This window comes from Streptomyces sp. NPDC033221 (assembly GCF_055577005.1).
In genome coordinates, this window is sequence record NZ_JBVIQN010000045.1 from 40,480 (window position 1) to 55,032 (window position 14,553).

The 14,553-nt window shown below is 72.1% G+C and carries 15 protein-coding genes; 14 read left to right on the top strand and 1 reads right to left on the bottom strand.

Going from position 1 to position 14,553, the window contains the following annotated elements; all coding sequences use genetic code 11:
* Nucleotides 1-52: 52 nt before the first annotated feature.
* From ald to ACZ53K_RS37825, 8 genes are all read left to right on the top strand, one after another.
* The gene (gene ald, locus ACZ53K_RS37790; RefSeq protein WP_468491542.1) at nucleotides 53-1,168 is read left to right on the top strand and encodes an alanine dehydrogenase; all 1,116 of its coding nucleotides are present in this window, start codon (nucleotides 53-55) and stop codon (nucleotides 1,166-1,168) included.
* A gap of 495 nt (nucleotides 1,169-1,663) precedes the next feature.
* Complete coding sequence (locus tag ACZ53K_RS37795; RefSeq protein WP_030019435.1) at nucleotides 1,664-2,680, top strand: ParA family protein; 1,017 nt, start codon at nucleotides 1,664-1,666, stop codon at nucleotides 2,678-2,680.
* On the top strand, nucleotides 2,677-3,264 hold the full coding sequence (locus ACZ53K_RS37800; RefSeq protein WP_468846192.1) for a hypothetical protein: 588 nt from the start codon (nucleotides 2,677-2,679) through the stop codon (nucleotides 3,262-3,264). Before ACZ53K_RS37795 ends, ACZ53K_RS37800 begins: the two co-directional genes overlap by 4 nt.
* A 292-nt stretch (nucleotides 3,265-3,556) precedes the next feature.
* Nucleotides 3,557-4,441, top strand: a complete 885-nt coding sequence (locus ACZ53K_RS37805; protein WP_468846194.1) for a segregation and condensation protein A — start codon at nucleotides 3,557-3,559, stop codon at nucleotides 4,439-4,441.
* A gap of 20 nt (nucleotides 4,442-4,461) precedes the next feature.
* A complete protein-coding gene (gene scpB, locus ACZ53K_RS37810) occupies nucleotides 4,462-5,121 on the top strand; it encodes an SMC-Scp complex subunit ScpB (protein ID WP_468846196.1) in 660 nt (219 codons plus the stop codon).
* Entirely contained in the window at nucleotides 5,121-6,323 is a 1,203-nt protein-coding gene (locus ACZ53K_RS37815) for a pseudouridine synthase (RefSeq protein ID WP_468846199.1), read from the top strand. Before scpB ends, ACZ53K_RS37815 begins: the two co-directional genes overlap by 1 nt.
* 93 nt (nucleotides 6,324-6,416) lie before the next feature.
* Entirely contained in the window at nucleotides 6,417-7,424 is a 1,008-nt protein-coding gene (locus ACZ53K_RS37820; RefSeq protein WP_468846202.1) for an ADP-ribosylglycohydrolase family protein, read from the top strand.
* On the top strand, nucleotides 7,417-8,202 hold the full coding sequence (locus ACZ53K_RS37825) for a nucleotidyltransferase domain-containing protein (protein WP_468846204.1): 786 nt from the start codon (nucleotides 7,417-7,419) through the stop codon (nucleotides 8,200-8,202). Before ACZ53K_RS37820 ends, ACZ53K_RS37825 begins: the two co-directional genes overlap by 8 nt.
* Here ACZ53K_RS37825 and ACZ53K_RS37830 read toward each other — a convergent pair.
* Complete coding sequence (locus ACZ53K_RS37830; RefSeq protein WP_468846207.1) at nucleotides 8,155-8,901, bottom strand: nucleotidyltransferase domain-containing protein; 747 nt, start codon at nucleotides 8,899-8,901, stop codon at nucleotides 8,155-8,157. The two genes, ACZ53K_RS37825 and ACZ53K_RS37830, sit on opposite strands and share 48 nt — an antisense overlap.
* Before the next feature lie 141 nt (nucleotides 8,902-9,042).
* Here ACZ53K_RS37830 and ACZ53K_RS37835 point away from each other — a divergent pair, with 141 nt between their 5' ends.
* The 6 genes from ACZ53K_RS37835 to der all read left to right on the top strand — a co-directional run bounded on the left by ACZ53K_RS37835 (nucleotide 9,043) and on the right by der (nucleotide 14,364).
* A complete protein-coding gene (locus ACZ53K_RS37835) occupies nucleotides 9,043-9,510 on the top strand; it encodes a YidB family protein (protein ID WP_468846209.1) in 468 nt (155 codons plus the stop codon).
* A gap of 345 nt (nucleotides 9,511-9,855) precedes the next feature.
* Nucleotides 9,856-10,218, top strand: a complete 363-nt coding sequence (gene aroH / locus ACZ53K_RS37840) for a chorismate mutase (RefSeq protein WP_468846212.1) — start codon at nucleotides 9,856-9,858, stop codon at nucleotides 10,216-10,218.
* Entirely contained in the window at nucleotides 10,215-11,300 is a 1,086-nt protein-coding gene (locus ACZ53K_RS37845) for a prephenate dehydrogenase (RefSeq protein WP_468846215.1), read from the top strand. Before aroH ends, ACZ53K_RS37845 begins: the two co-directional genes overlap by 4 nt.
* A 147-nt stretch (nucleotides 11,301-11,447) precedes the next feature.
* Nucleotides 11,448-12,161 (top strand): (d)CMP kinase, encoded by a 714-nt coding sequence (gene cmk, locus ACZ53K_RS37850; RefSeq protein ID WP_468846217.1) that lies wholly within the window; start codon nucleotides 11,448-11,450, stop codon nucleotides 12,159-12,161.
* A gap of 89 nt (nucleotides 12,162-12,250) precedes the next feature.
* Complete coding sequence (locus ACZ53K_RS37855; RefSeq protein ID WP_468846233.1) at nucleotides 12,251-12,838, top strand: lysophospholipid acyltransferase family protein; 588 nt, start codon at nucleotides 12,251-12,253, stop codon at nucleotides 12,836-12,838.
* Nucleotides 12,839-12,903: 65 nt separating this feature from the next.
* On the top strand, nucleotides 12,904-14,364 hold the full coding sequence (gene der / locus ACZ53K_RS37860) for a ribosome biogenesis GTPase Der (protein WP_468846220.1): 1,461 nt from the start codon (nucleotides 12,904-12,906) through the stop codon (nucleotides 14,362-14,364).
* Nucleotides 14,365-14,553 lie beyond the last annotated feature (189 nt).

The following is a 14,553-nucleotide window of genomic DNA, read 5'->3' on the forward strand; positions in this document are numbered from 1 at the left end:
TTCCCATGCGTGGATTTTTCCTGCAAGCTCTCTTACAAGGACCGTGATCGACGTGAAGGTCGGCATCCCCCGCGAGGTCAAGAACAACGAGTTCCGGGTGGCGATCACGCCCGCCGGTGTCCACGAGCTGGTCCGCCACGGCCACCAGGTCGTCATCGAGAAGGACGCCGGCCTCGGCTCGGCCATCCCGAACGAGGAGTACGTCTCGGCCGGCGCCGAGATCCTCGACACCGCCGACGAGGTCTGGGCCACCGCGGACCTGCTGCTGAAGGTCAAGGAGCCGATCGCGGAGGAGTACCACCGCCTCCGCAAGGACCAGACCCTCTTCACCTACCTGCACCTGGCCGCCTCCCGCGAGTGCACCGACGCGCTCCTGGAGTCCGGCACCACCGCCATCGCCTACGAGACCGTCGAGACCCCGGGCCGCCAGCTGCCGCTGCTCGCCCCGATGTCCGAGGTCGCGGGCCGTATCGCCCCGCAGGTCGGCGCCTACCACCTGATGCGCCAGGCCGGCGGCCGCGGCGTACTGCCGGGCGGCGTGCCCGGCGTGGCCGCGGGCAAGGCCGTCGTCATCGGCGGCGGCGTCTCCGGCTGGAACGCCGTGCAGATCGCCGTGGGCCTCGGCTTCCACGTCACCCTGCTCGACAAGGACATCAACAAGCTGCGCGAGGCGGACCGGATCTTCGGCACCAAGGTGCAGACGATCGTCTCCAACGCCTACGAGCTGGAGAAGGCCGTCGTCGAGGCCGACCTCGTCGTCGGCGCGGTCCTCATCCCGGGCGCCAAGGCCCCGAAGCTGGTCACCAACGAGCTGGTCGCCAAGATGAAGCCCGGAAGTGTCCTTGTCGACATCGCCATCGACCAGGGCGGCTGCTTCGAGGACTCCCGTCCCACCACCCACGCCGAGCCGACCTTCCAGGTCCACAACTCGGTCTTCTACTGCGTGGCCAACATGCCGGGCGCGGTGCCCAGCACCTCCACCTACGCCCTGACCAACGCCACGCTGCCCTACATCGTGTCGCTGGCCAACAACGGCTGGGTCGAGGCGCTGCGCCGCGACGCCGCCCTGGCCAAGGGCCTGAACACGCACGACGGCAAGGTCGTCTACGGCCCCGTCGCCGAGGCGCACGGCCTGGAGGCCACCGACCTGGCCACGCTTCTCGGCTGAGGCGCGGACGTCAATAGCGCGCGTCAATGACGCACTGCCGGCCGGGCCTTGTCCTCAAGGCCCGGCCGCGGCCGTTCACCGACACGCCGCACGCCCGAAACCGCGCGGGCGGTCCTCAACTCGCCGAGAACGTAACCCTTTAACCGATTCGCACACCCTCGAAACCTCGGGCTTGTGCGGCTTGCACCCTTGACATCGGCATGTTCGATTGCCGACACATCGGGCCGGGTCCGGCGGATTGTGTTGCTGCGAACGCCCGACACGCCATAGAGTCGCCAACCGTCGGCATAGTGCCACGCTGACCTATCGATAAGTTTCCTGGTCACATCCAAGGAGGTAAGACGACTTGTGAATGAGTCGACATTTACTCCCGGAGGTGGTCGACCAGGAGCGGTTGCACGGGGCCAGGGTCCCTCGGGGCTCCAGGCTGTCGGCTCCGTCGCTGTCCACACCTTCGCGACCCAACAGAGCCCCACGACGACAGCCCACCAGAGCATGGACGGCCATCACGTGAACGCCATGGCCGGCGACCGGGGCGGCTCAGATCCCACCCGGCTCGCCGACTACGACGACCTGCCCGAGGGGCACTTCTACGACCCGGACGCGGAGTACGAACCGGACCCCGAATACGCGGCCACGCTCGCGCCGGACGCCGCCCGCCAGCGCCGCGAACGCGTCGGCCCCACCGGGCGCCCCCTTCCCTACTTCCCGATTCCAGGACCGTTGACGGACCACGGCCCCGCCAAAATCATCGCGATGTGCAACCAGAAAGGCGGGGTGGGAAAGACCACCTCGACCATCAACCTGGGTGCCGCGCTCGCCGAATACGGCCGACGGGTGCTGCTCGTCGACTTCGACCCGCAGGGCGCGCTGTCCGTCGGGCTCGGAGTCAACCCGATGGAACTGGACCTGACGGTCTACAACCTGCTCATGGAGCGGGGCATGTCGGCCGACGAGGTACTGCTGAAGACCGCGGTCCCCAACATGGACCTGCTGCCCAGCAATATCGATTTGTCAGCCGCCGAGGTCCAGCTGGTCAGCGAGGTCGCGCGCGAATCGACACTCCAGCGCGCGCTGAAGCCGCTGATGGCCGACTACGACTACATCGTCATCGACTGCCAGCCCTCGCTCGGCCTGCTCACCGTCAACGCCCTGACGGCGGCTCACAAGGTCATCGTCCCGCTGGAGTGCGAGTTCTTCGCGCTGCGCGGTGTGGCGCTGCTCACCGAGACGATCGAGAAGGTCCAGGAACGGCTCAACCCCGACCTGGAACTCGACGGCATCCTGGCGACCATGTACGACTCGCGGACCGTCCACAGCCGCGAGGTCCTCGCGCGCGTCGTCGAAGCGTTTGACGACCACGTGTACCACACGGTCATCGGCCGTACCGTGCGCTTCCCGGAGACCACCGTCGCGGGTGAGCCGATCACCACGTACGCGTCCAACTCCGTCGGTGCCGCCGCCTACCGTCAGCTGGCCAGGGAGGTGCTCGCCCGGTGTCACGCCGAGTGAGTCTGCCCGGAGCCGACGAGTTGTTCCGCACGACCGGGGGGTCGGGGCTGCAGTCCCCGGCGCCCCGCAAGTCCAACGGCCCGGCAGCGGCGAACGGGGACGGGGTCCCGCCGGGTAACGGGGGAACGCCTCGGGTGCCGGCACCCGGTGGTGAGCCGGGAGCCGAGGCCGCGGCCGTGCCCGCGGCCGGCGAGGAAACGACCCCGCGGCAGCGACGGGCCGAACCGGAAGCCGGTGCGGACGGGACGGCGCCCGCCGAGCACGGCGGGCGTGGACGCGGCCCCGAAGCGGAGGGGCGGCCGGCGTCGGCCGGCACGCCCCAGGAAGCCGGCTCCTCCCGGCGCCGCGGGCGGGGCGCGAACCGGCGCCCCAGCGGCCGGGAACGGCACGACGAGAAGATCACGGTCTACGTCTCCGCCGAAGAGCTGATGGACCTCGAACACGCGCGGCTGGTCCTGCGGGGCGAGCACGGACTCGCGGTCGACCGCGGACGCATCGTCCGCGAGGCGGTGGCGGTGGTCCTGGCGGACCTGGAGTCCCGGGGCGACGCGAGCATTCTGGTGCGGAGGTTGCGGGGCCGGTGAGACGGCCTCAGAGGGCTGAACCCTGAATCGTGGGCGCGCCCCCACGGGTGTGAACGTTCTCGCGCTCCGCGCGAGGGGGTGGCGCTTTGCGCCGGGTTCGCAATGTTTTGGTGGTGGGTGCGGGACCCCTGCGGGGCCCGAGCCCCCCACCACCCGCCCCGCGCAGCCCCAACCCGTCCGGCGTTTGAGGACACCTGAGCGGCAACCACGACGCCGGGAAGCCGAACCCCACCCACGCCGGCAACGCCGAGCTTGAATTCGGCTGCCCCCCGGGACGGCTACGCTTTGGGGGATGGCCACCACCGAAGACCTTGCCCCGTCGCTCGCGGACGGTGAGACCGGTGACGGCAGGTTCACCGTTCGGCTGGAGAACTTCGAGGGGCCGTTCGATCTTCTGCTTCAGTTGATCTCCAAGCACAAGATGGACGTCACCGAGGTTGCCCTGTCCCGGGTGACGGACGAGTTCATGGCGTACATCCGGGCCATGGGGCCGGACTGGGACCTGGACCAGACCACGGAGTTCCTGGTCGTGGCGGCGACGCTGCTCGATCTGAAGGCGGCGCGGCTGCTGCCCGTGGCCGAGGTGGAGGACGAGGCGGACCTGGCGCTGCTGGAGGCGCGGGATCTGCTGTTCGCGCGGCTGCTCCAGTACAGGGCGTACAAGCGGATCGCGGACATCTTCAGCGAGCGCCTGGAGGACGAGGGGCGCCGTTACCCCCGTACGGTCGGGCTGGAGCCGCATCATGCGGAGCTGCTGCCCGAGGTCGCCCTCAGCATCGGCGCGGAGGGGTTCGCCCGGCTCGCGGTGAAGGCGATGCAGCCCAAGGCCAGGCCGCAGGTGTATGTGGATCACATTCATGCGCCGCTGGTGAGTGTCAGGGAGCAGGCGGAGGTGCTGGTGGCCCGGTTGCGCGCGGCCGGTACGGCCGCATTCGCGGAGCTGACCGAGGACGCGCCGGACACGCTCACCGTCGTCGCCCGCTTCCTGGCGCTGCTGGAGCTGTACCGGGAGCGTGTGGTGGAGCTGGACCAGGATCAGGCGCTGGGCACGCTGACGGTCCGGTGGACGGGTGGTGTGGAGGCGGAGCCGGTCGTGACGGACGAGTTCGACCGGGAGCCGGGGCAGCGGGACGCGCGGGCCGGTGAGGACGAGGGAGAGCAGGTGGAGCCGGGGTGAGCGGCGTGGAGCAGGAGAGCGTGGCCGAGGCCGATTCGGCTGTGGCCCATTCGGCCGAGGGCCCGGTCGGCGCGCTTGCCGTCGCGGATCTGGAGCTGCGGCCCGCGCTGGAGGCGGTGCTGATGGTCGTGGACGAGCCGGCGACCGAGGAACACCTGGCCAGGGTACTGGAGCGGTCCCGCCGTGAGGTGGCGCTCGCGCTGCGGGAGCTGTCGGAGGACTACACCCGGCAGGGGCGCGGTTTCGACCTGCGGCTGGTGGCCGGGGGGTGGCGTTTCTACACGCGGCCGGCGTACGCGGACGCCGTGGAGAGTTTCGTGCTGGACGGCCAGCAGGCCCGGCTCACGCAGGCCGCATTGGAGACTCTGGCCGTGGTCGCGTACCGTCAGCCGGTCAGCCGTTCCCGGGTCTCGGCCGTTCGCGGGGTGAACTGTGACGGTGTGATGCGCACTCTTCTCCAGCGCGGTCTGGTGGAGGAGACGGGGACGGAACCTGAAACAGGTGCGATCCTGTACAGGACGACGAACTACTTTCTGGAGCGGATGGGCCTGCGCGGCCTGGACGAGCTCCCGGAGCTCGCTCCCTTCCTCCCGGAGGCGGAGGCGGTCGAGGGCGATTCCCGGGAAGGTGTTCCGTCGTTCGACGTAGACGACAGCGGCGACTCTCAGACGGATCATTGATGCGAAGCAGCGGCAGGAACAACAGGGACACCGGTAGGGGCAACAACTACCGGGGTGCGGGCAACAAGAAGGACGAGAAGCAGCAGCGCGCCGGCCGGCCCCGTCCCGAGGAGCGCCGCTACGACGTGGGCGAGGGCGGCCAGGGCCGTGGCGACGGCGCGGGCCGTGGCGGCTCCGGCGGCCGTGGCGGCCAGGGCGGCTCCGGCGGCCAGGGCGGTCGCGGCGGCTCCGGCGGCCGTGGCGGGTCCCCGGACCGTGGCGAGGAGCGCAGGGGCCGCGGCGCGGCGGCCCGCGGCGGCGCCAAGGGCGGCCCCCGTACGAGCCCGAAGAGCGGCGGCAAGCCCGGCGGCAAGGGCCCGCAGCAGCGTGGCCGGGGGCAGGCCCCGGCGCGGCCCCGTGAGTACGACGCGCAGGTGGAGGAGCGTAACCGCGCTCGCCACAGCAAGCCGCAGATCAAGACGCCGAAGACGTTCGGTGACCAGGAGGGCGAGCGCCTGCAGAAGGTGCTGGCCCGTGCGGGCATGGGCTCGCGCCGCGCGTGCGAGGAGCTGATCGACCAGGCGCGGGTCGAGGTCAACGGGCAGATCGTCATGGAGCAGGGCGTCCGCGTCGACCCGGAGAAGGACGAGGTCAAGGTGGACGGCCTGACGGTCGCCACGCAGTCGTACCTCTTCTTCGCGCTGAACAAGCCGGCCGGTGTCGTCTCGACGATGGAGGACCCGGACGGGCGGCAGTGCCTGGGCGACTATGTGACCAACCGCGAGACGCGGCTGTTCCACGTGGGCCGGCTGGACACGGAGACCGAGGGCATCATCCTGCTCACCAACCACGGCGAGCTGGCCCACCGGCTGACCCACCCGCGGTACGGCGTGAAGAAGACGTACCTGGCCGCGATCCAGGGCCCGCTGCCGCGTGACCTGGGCAAGCAGCTCAAGGACGGTATCCAGCTGGAGGACGGCTACGCGCGCGCCGACCACTTCCGGGTGGTGGAGAACACCGGCAAGAACTACCTGGTCGAGGTGACCCTCCACGAGGGCCGCAAGCACATCGTGCGCCGGATGCTGTCCGAGGCGGGCTTCCCGGTGGACAAGCTGGTGCGGACGGCGTTCGGGCCGATCTCGCTGGGTGACCAGAAGTCCGGCTGGCTGCGGCGGATGACCAATACCGAGGTCGGGATGCTGATGCGCGAGGTGGACATGTAGCGGTCACGGGAGCCGGGCACCCGGGCCGGGTGCCTTGCCGGTGGGCCGGACCACCCCTTATTGTCACTGTGACGATTAAGGGGTGGTTTTTTCATGGCGTCCGCCGCGACCGGATCGCTCATCGGGCTGGCGCTCGGTGACGCGCTCGGGTTTCCGACCGAGTTCAACGACGTACCCGCGATTCTGGCGCAGTGCGGCCCGTGGCGGGAGATGGCACTGCCCGACCCCGCGTACGTCACCGACGACACGCAGATGACGATCGCCCTCGGGCGCGGTCTGCGGACGGCCATGGCGGGCGGTGGCGTCCTGGACGCCGCGAGTCTGCTGCCGCCCGTACGGCAGGAGTACGTCGACTGGTGGCGCTCCCCGGACAACAACCGGGCGCCGGGCAACACCTGCCTCACGGCCTGCCGGCTGCTCAGCGACGGTACGCGGCCGTGGGCGGAGGCCAGCAGGACCGGCTCGAAGGGGTGCGGCGCGAATATGCGGGTGGCGCCCGTGGGGCTGGTTCCGGGGCTGAGCCCGGAGCAGCGTTCCGGGGCGGCACAGCTCCAGTCCGCGCTGACGCACGGGCATCCGACCGCGCTCGCCGCCAGTGACCTGACGGCGTACGCCGTGCACGTGCTCGCGCAGGGTGCCCGGCCGGACGAGCTGACCGGGCTGCTGCGCTCCTATGCGGTCGGGAGCCGTGGCGTGTACCGGGCCGACTGGCTCGGTGATCTGTGGCGGTATGCCCAGGACGCGTCTCCGGAGCACTTCATCGCGCGCGGCTGGGACGAGTGCCTCGGCGTGCTGGACCGGCTGGACGCCGCGCTGCGCGCGCCCGACCCGGAGGCCGACCCGTGCCCGGCCACCGGCGCCGGCTGGATCGCCGAGGAGGCGTTCGCCACCGGCCTGCTGTGCTTCCTGCTCTTCCCCGAAGAGCCGCTGACCGCGCTGCGCCGGGCCGCCTGCTCCTCCGGCGACTCCGACTCGATCGCCTGCCTCGCCGGTGCCTTCGCCGGCGCCCACCTGGGCGCCGGGGCGTGGCCCGAGGAGTGGGCGGGCCGGATCGAGTACCGCGACCAGCTGCTGGCCCTTGGGGAGGCGTGGGATGCGTAGCGCTGTCCTGGCGGCGGCCGGGCTGCCGGAGATCGACCTGGGTGTGGTGACGGCGGGGGAGGGGGATCCGCTGGTCTTCGCGACGGTTTCCGGCGCGCACCTGTACGGCTTTCCCTCCCGCGACTCGGACGTGGACCTGCGCGGCGCGCACCTGCTGCCGGCTGCCGCGCTGGTCGGACTGCGGGAGCCGGACGAGACGCGGTCCTGGATGGCGGACCGGGACGGCGTCGAGGTCGACCTCGTCACGCACGACCTGCGCAAGTTCGCGCGGCTGATGCTGCGGCGCAACGGCTACGTACTGGAGCAGCTGCTCTCACCGCTGGTGGTGCGGACGAGCGCGGTGCACGAGGAACTGGTGGCGCTGGCGCCCGCCGTCCTCACCCGCCATCACGCCCACCACTACCGGGGCTTCGCGACCACGCAGTGGCGGCTCTTCGAGAAGACCGGCGAGCTGAAGCCGCTGCTCTACACGTTGCGGGTGCTGCTGACCGGCATTCACCTGATGGGCAGTGGTGAGGTGCAGGCGCATCTGCCCACGCTGATCGGGCTGGTGCCGGCGCCTTCGTACGTGCCCGAGCTGGTCGAGGCCAAGGCCGCGGCGGAGCACGGGTCCGCCGCCGAGCTGGTGGACGTGGAGCGGCTGCGGGCCGACGTGGCGGAGCTGCACGGCCGGCTGGACGCGGCGCAGGCCGCCTCCGCGCTGCCGGACGCCCCCGGCGGGTACGACGCGCTACACGACCTCGTCGTACGGGCCCGGCTCGGCGCAGCGGAGCGCTGACGCGCGCCGGACGCGGTACAGGAAGTCCTCGACGCGGCGGCGGTCGGGCTCCGGCGGCAGCGGGGAGCCGGGCTCGGCCGCCGCGGCCTGCTCGGCCAGTACGGTCACCCGGCGTTCGACCTCGGCCCAGGGCACCTCGCCGCGTTTGACGGCGAGCAGCTCGTCGCGCGCGTCGCCGACGTCCAGCGTGAGCACGCCCGTACGCAGCAGGTCACGGGAGCTGCGCAGCAGGCGCAACAGGTGCATGGCGTGCTTCCAGCGGGGCGCGCCGTGCTGCCGTACGTCCGCCTCCAGCTTCTTGAGCTGGCCGGCCGCGTAGCCGGTGAAGGTGCGGTGCACGTGGCGGGAGAGGAACGCGCCGCGCAGGGCGAGCAGTTCGCGGCCGGTGGCGTCGAGGTGTTCGACGAGGGGGGAGTGCAGGCACTCCAGGATGTTGGGGTTGGCGCGCAGCGCCAGTTCGCAGAAGCGTTCCAACTCCCAGGAGAACTCCTCCTCGCGCGGCCCCTCCACATGCGTCGGCGGCTTCTCGAAGCGCCAGAACAGCGGGGTGGGCGCGAGATAGACACCGCGCCGGTCGGTGTCGCTTCCGTCGGTGGCGAGCCCGAAGGCACGGGAACCCATGACGCAGGCGTAGACGGTGTGGCCGGTGACCAGGGCGTGGTCGGCGAGCGGGGCGTGGCCGGTGACGGGGGACGGCATGAGGGGGATTGTGGCTGGTGGGAGCGGTCTGCGCCAGCCGGTTTCGGGTGGCGGAAACGCCGCGCGTCGGTACGTTGGAATGAAGTCACTCGTCGCGTGGGCCTCATCGACACTGCCGGGAATGCGTGGAAAGGCACGGACATGACGGGATCACCAGACCTCGGGAGACTGATGGGCCGGCGGCCCGGCAGCGGCCACGGCGGCGCGGCAGGAGACCTCATCGGATCGCTGCTGGGGGCGCTCGGCGGCAGTACCGGTACCGGAGGGCACGGCGCACCCGGACACGGCGGCGGTCCCGGACACGGCGGTGGCATACGGACCGTACTGGGCAAGCTCCTCCAAGGAGAGCTGGGACGCCAGGCGCATTCCTGGGTGGGGCACGGCGCCAACGAACCGGTCACCCCCGAGCAGGTCGCCCAGGCGCTGCCCGGCGATACCCTGCGGCGGATCGCCGAGGAGAACGGGGTCAGCGCACAGGAGGCCGCACAGCAGCTCGCGCACACCCTGCCGCAGGCCGTGGACCGGCTGACGCCCGACGGCGAGATACCGCAGGACCCCGAGCTCCAGGACCTCATCGCCCGCCGGCACCGGACCGCCGGGCAGCGCTAGCGCCCCCCCCCGGGCGCGGCCTCGCGTCCCGTACCCGGCCGGTCCGTGTCTGATGGACCGGCCGGCGTCGTGCTCGGGTCGTGGACCTGGCTAGGTCCTGTCGTCAAATTCCCGTCGTTCGCCCGAAGGGCGGGCCGCGCGGCGTCTGGTGCGTGCGATCGCAAGGCGGAGGGTCGTCCTCGTAGTGGGTCTACGTGGACGATCCCGACAACGCGGCGAGCGTGCGTGCCAGGCGTCGCGCGGCAGACGGGAATTTGACGACAGGGCCTAGGCTGACGGGGAGGAAGCCGGTGGGCGCGGGGTACGTGCCGGGCGCCGGACACGGAATGTCAGGGGAGCGGTGACGTGGCGGTACGAGCGGTACGCGGGGCCGTGCAACTGGAGCGGGACGAGGCCGGGCACATGCACGAGCAGGTGTCCGCGCTGCTGACGGCCGTCCTGGAGCGCAACGACCTGGCCCCGGACGACCTGATCAGCGTGTGGTTCACCGCCACCCCCGACCTGCACAGCGACTTCCCCGCGGTCGCCGCGCGGCAGCTGGGCATCACCGACGTCCCGCTGATCTGCGCGCAGGAACTGGACATCGCCGGCGCCATGCCGCGCGTGGTGCGCGTCCTCGCGCACATCGAGACCGACCGCACCAAGGCCGAGGTCGCGCACGTCTACCTCGGTGCCGCCGGGGCCCTCCGGAAGGACATCGCCCAGTGAGGACCGCGCTCGTCATCGGCACCGGCCTGATCGGCACGTCCGTCGCCCTCGCGCTGCACGCCCGCGGCGTCCAGGTGTACCTGGCCGACCACGACCCGGCGCAGGCCGAGACCGCCGCCGCGCTCGGCGCGGGCACCGCCGAGGAGCCGCCGGGCCCGGTCGACCTGGCCGTGGTGGCCGTACCGCCCGCCCACGTCGCGCCGACGCTGGCCGCGGTGATGCGGCGCGGCGCCGCCCGCGCCTACCTCGACGTCGCCAGCGTCAAGGGCGGCCCGCGCCGGGAGCTGGAGGCGCTGGGCTGTGACCTGACGGCGTACCTCGGCACCCACCCGATGGCGGGCAAGGAGCGCTCCGGGCCGCTCGCCGCGACCGCCGACCTCTTCGAGGGACGGCCCTGGGTGCTCACCCCGGCCGGCGACGGCGACACCGAGGTGCTCAACCTGGCGCTGGAACTGGTCGCGCTGTGCCGCGCGGTGCCCGTCGTCATGGAGGCGGACGCCCACGACCGGGCCGTGGCCCTGGTCTCGCACACGCCCCAGCTCGTCTCCAGCCTGGTCGCCGCCCGCCTGCAGGGCGCGGACGAGACCGCCGTACGGCTGTGCGGGCAGGGCATCAGGGACGTGACGCGGATCGCCGCTTCCGCGCCCCGGATGTGGATGGACATCCTCTCCGCCAACCCGGGGCCGGTCGCCGACGTGCTCAGCGAGGTGTCGGCCGACCTGGAGCAGACCGTACGGGCGCTGCGCGCGCTGCAGGCCGCCGACGAGGACAAGCGCGCCGAGGGCGCGCGCGGCGTCGAGGACGTGCTGCGGCGCGGCAACGCGGGCCGCGAGCGGGTGCCGGGCAAGCACGGCGCCGCCCCGGCCGCGTACGAGATCGTTTCGGTGCACATCGGCGACCAGCCCGGCGAGCTGGCCCGTATCTTCTCGGACGCCGGGCGGGCCGCGGTCAACATCGAGGACGTACGGATCGAGCATGCCACCGGCCAGCAGGCGGGCTTCATCCAGCTCATGGTCGAGCCGCAGGCGGCGTCGGTGCTCGCGGCGGAGCTGCGCGAGCGTGGCTGGTCGATACGCCAGTAGCCGGGGTCCGGTGCCCGGGGCGGGGACCGGTGCCGACGGCAGGGGCGTACGGGCTGCACGGGGCGCCGCTGCTTGCCAGTAACCTTGTGCGGGGCCCCGCGCAGCGGCCCCCGTCCCGCCCCGTGATCGAGGAAGGTGCCCGACACCGTGGAAACCCCCGCCCGGACCGCCCCGGCTGCAGTGATTGTCGCCATCGACGGCCCCGCAGGCACGGGCAAGTCCAGCACCTCCAAGGCCGTCGCCGCCAAGCTGGGGCTGGGCTACCTGGACACCGGTGCCCAGTACCGCGCGATCACCTGGTGGATGCTGAACAACGGCGTCGACGTGAACGACGCCATCGCCGTGGCGGACGCCTCGGCCAAGCCCGTGATCGTCTCCGGTACCGACCCGGCCGCGCCGACGATCACCGTCGACGGCCTGGACGCCGCGGGCCCGATCCGCACCCAGCAGGTCACCTCGGCCGTCAGCGCGGTCAGCGCGGTCGCCGAGGTACGGACCCGGATCACCGAGCTCCAGCGGGAGATCGCCGCCGGGGCCCCGGAGGGCATCGTCGTCGAGGGCCGGGACATCGGCAGCACGGTGCTGCCCGACGCCGACCTGAAGATCTTCCTGACCGCGTCGCCGGAGGCCCGCGCGGCCCGCCGCAGCGGTGAGCTGACCGGCAAGGACGCCGCCGGCCTGGCGGCCACCCGCGAGGCCCTGGTCAAGCGGGACGCGGCCGACTCCAGCCGGAAGACCTCGCCGCTGGCCAAGGCGGACGACGCGGTCGAGGTGGACACCACCGACCTCACGCTGGAGCAGGTCATCGAGTGCGTGGTCACGCTGACCGAGGCGGCGATGGCCGTGAAGGCGGCGCGGTGACGCGCAGCGGCACAGCGGCGGGCGCGGGCGGCGACCGGCTGCCCAGCGCGGGCGGCGCCGCCGTCGGACGGCGGATCGGCATCGGCCTGATGTACGGGCTGTGGAAGCCGCGGGTGCTGGGTGCCTGGCGGGTGCCGTCCACCGGGCCGGTGATCCTCGCGGTCAACCACGCACACGGTCTGGACGGCCCGATGCTGATGGGCACCGCGCCGCGGCCGGTGCACTTCCTGATCAAGAAGGAAGCGTTCGTCGGCCCGCTGGACCCGTTCCTGCGCGGCATCGGCCAGCTGAAGGTGGACCGCTCCGGCACCGACCGCAAGGCCGTCACCGACGCGCTGGCGGTGCTGGACCAGGGCGGCGTGCTGGGGATCTTCCCCGAGGGCACCCGGGGCGAGGGCGACTTCGCGTCGCTGCGCGCCGGGCTGGCGTACTTCGCGGTGCGTTCCGGCGCGCCCGTGGTGCCGGTGGCCGTGCTGGGCAGCGCGGAGCGCCGGAGCCGGGCGATAAAGGCGGTGCCGCCGCTGCGCAGCCGCGTCGACGTGGTCTTCGGCGACGCCTTCGAGGCGGGCGACGGCAGCGGCCGGCGCACCCGTACGGCGCTGGACGCGGCCACCGTACGCATACAGGAGCGGCTGACCGCTCACCTTGCCCAGGCCAGGCGCCTGACCGGGCACTGAACGAGACTTGAACGGCGGCCCGCGCACGAGCGGGCACCGATGACGGAGAACGAGGAACGGACTTCATGAACGACCAGACCCCCACCGGCGACGAGCACGGTGCGCTTGGTGACGCCGAGTACACGGAGTTCATGGAGCTCGCCGCGCAGGAGGGCTTCGACCTGGAGGAGGTCGAGGGCGACATCGCCGCGGCCGGGCACGGCCCGCTGCCCGTCCTCGCCGTCGTCGGCCGCCCCAATGTCGGTAAGTCGACCCTGGTGAACCGCATGATCGGCCGCCGTGAGGCGGTCGTCGAGGACAAGCCGGGCGTCACCCGCGACCGGGTCACCTACGAGGCCGACTGGAACGGCCGCCGCTTCAAGGTCGTCGACACCGGCGGCTGGGAGCAGGACGTCCTCGGCATCGACGCGTCCGTGGCCGCCCAGGCCGAGTTCGCGATCGAGGCCGCCGACGCGGTGGTCTTCGTCGTGGACGCCAAGGTCGGCGCCACCGACACCGACGAGGCCGTCGTCAAGCTGCTGCGCCGGGCCGGCAAGCCCGTCGTGCTGGTCGCCAACAAGGTGGACGGCCCGTCCGGCGAGGCGGACGCCGCCATGCTGTGGTCGCTGGGCCTCGGCGAGCCGCACCCGGTCTCCGCGCTGCACGGCCGCGGTACGGGCGACATGCTGGACGCCGCCCTCGACGCGCTGCCCGAGGCGCCCGCGCAGACCTTCGGCACCGCGCTCGGCGGACCGCGCCGGATCGCGCTGATCGGCCGCCCGAACGTCGGCAAGTCCTCGCTGCTGAACAAGGTCGCCGGCGAGGAGCGGGTGGTCGTCAACGAGATGGCCGGCACCACCCGCGACCCGGTCGACGAGCTGATCGAGCTGGGCGGCAAGACCTGGAAGTTCGTGGACACCGCGGGCATCCGCAAGCGCGTCCACCTCCAGGAGGGCGCCGATTACTACGCCTCGCTGCGCACCGCGGCCGCCGTGGAGAAGGCCGAGGTCGCGGTCGTCCTGATCGACGCGAGCGAGTCCATCAGCGTCCAGGACCAGCGGATCATCACGATGGCCGTGGAGGCGGGCCGCGCGCTGGTCATCGCGTACAACAAGTGGGACCAGCTGGACGAGGAGCGCCGCTTCTACCTGGAGCGCGAGATCGAGCGGGACCTCGTACAGATCCCGTGGGCGATGCGGGTCAACGTCTCGGCGCGCACCGGCCGCCACATGGAGAAGCTGGTCCCGGCGATCGAGACGGCGCTGGACGGCTGGGAGACCCGCGTCCCCACCGGCCGGCTGAACGCCTTCCTCGGTGAGATCGTCGCCTCCCACCCGCACCCGATCCGGGGCGGCAAGCAGCCGCGCATCCTGTTCGGCACGCAGGCGGGCACCAAGCCGCCGCGCTTCGTGCTCTTCGCGTCCGGCTTCCTGGAGGCGGGCTACCGCCGCTTCGTCGAGCGCCGGCTGCGTGAGGAGTTCGGCTTCGAGGGGACGCCGATCCACATCTCCGTACGGGTGCGCGAGAAGCGCAGCAAGAAGAAGTAGCCGCCGCTTCAGCGGCGGACGGTGGGGGGGGGGGGGGGGGGGGGGGGGGGGGGGGAGGAGGGGGGGGGGGGGGGGGTGTTTTTTTCCCCCCCCCCCACGGCCCCCGGCAACGACCACGTGTACTACCTGTACGTCGTCCGCCACCCCGAACGGGACCGCATCCTGCGGGCTCTCAAGGAACGCCACGAC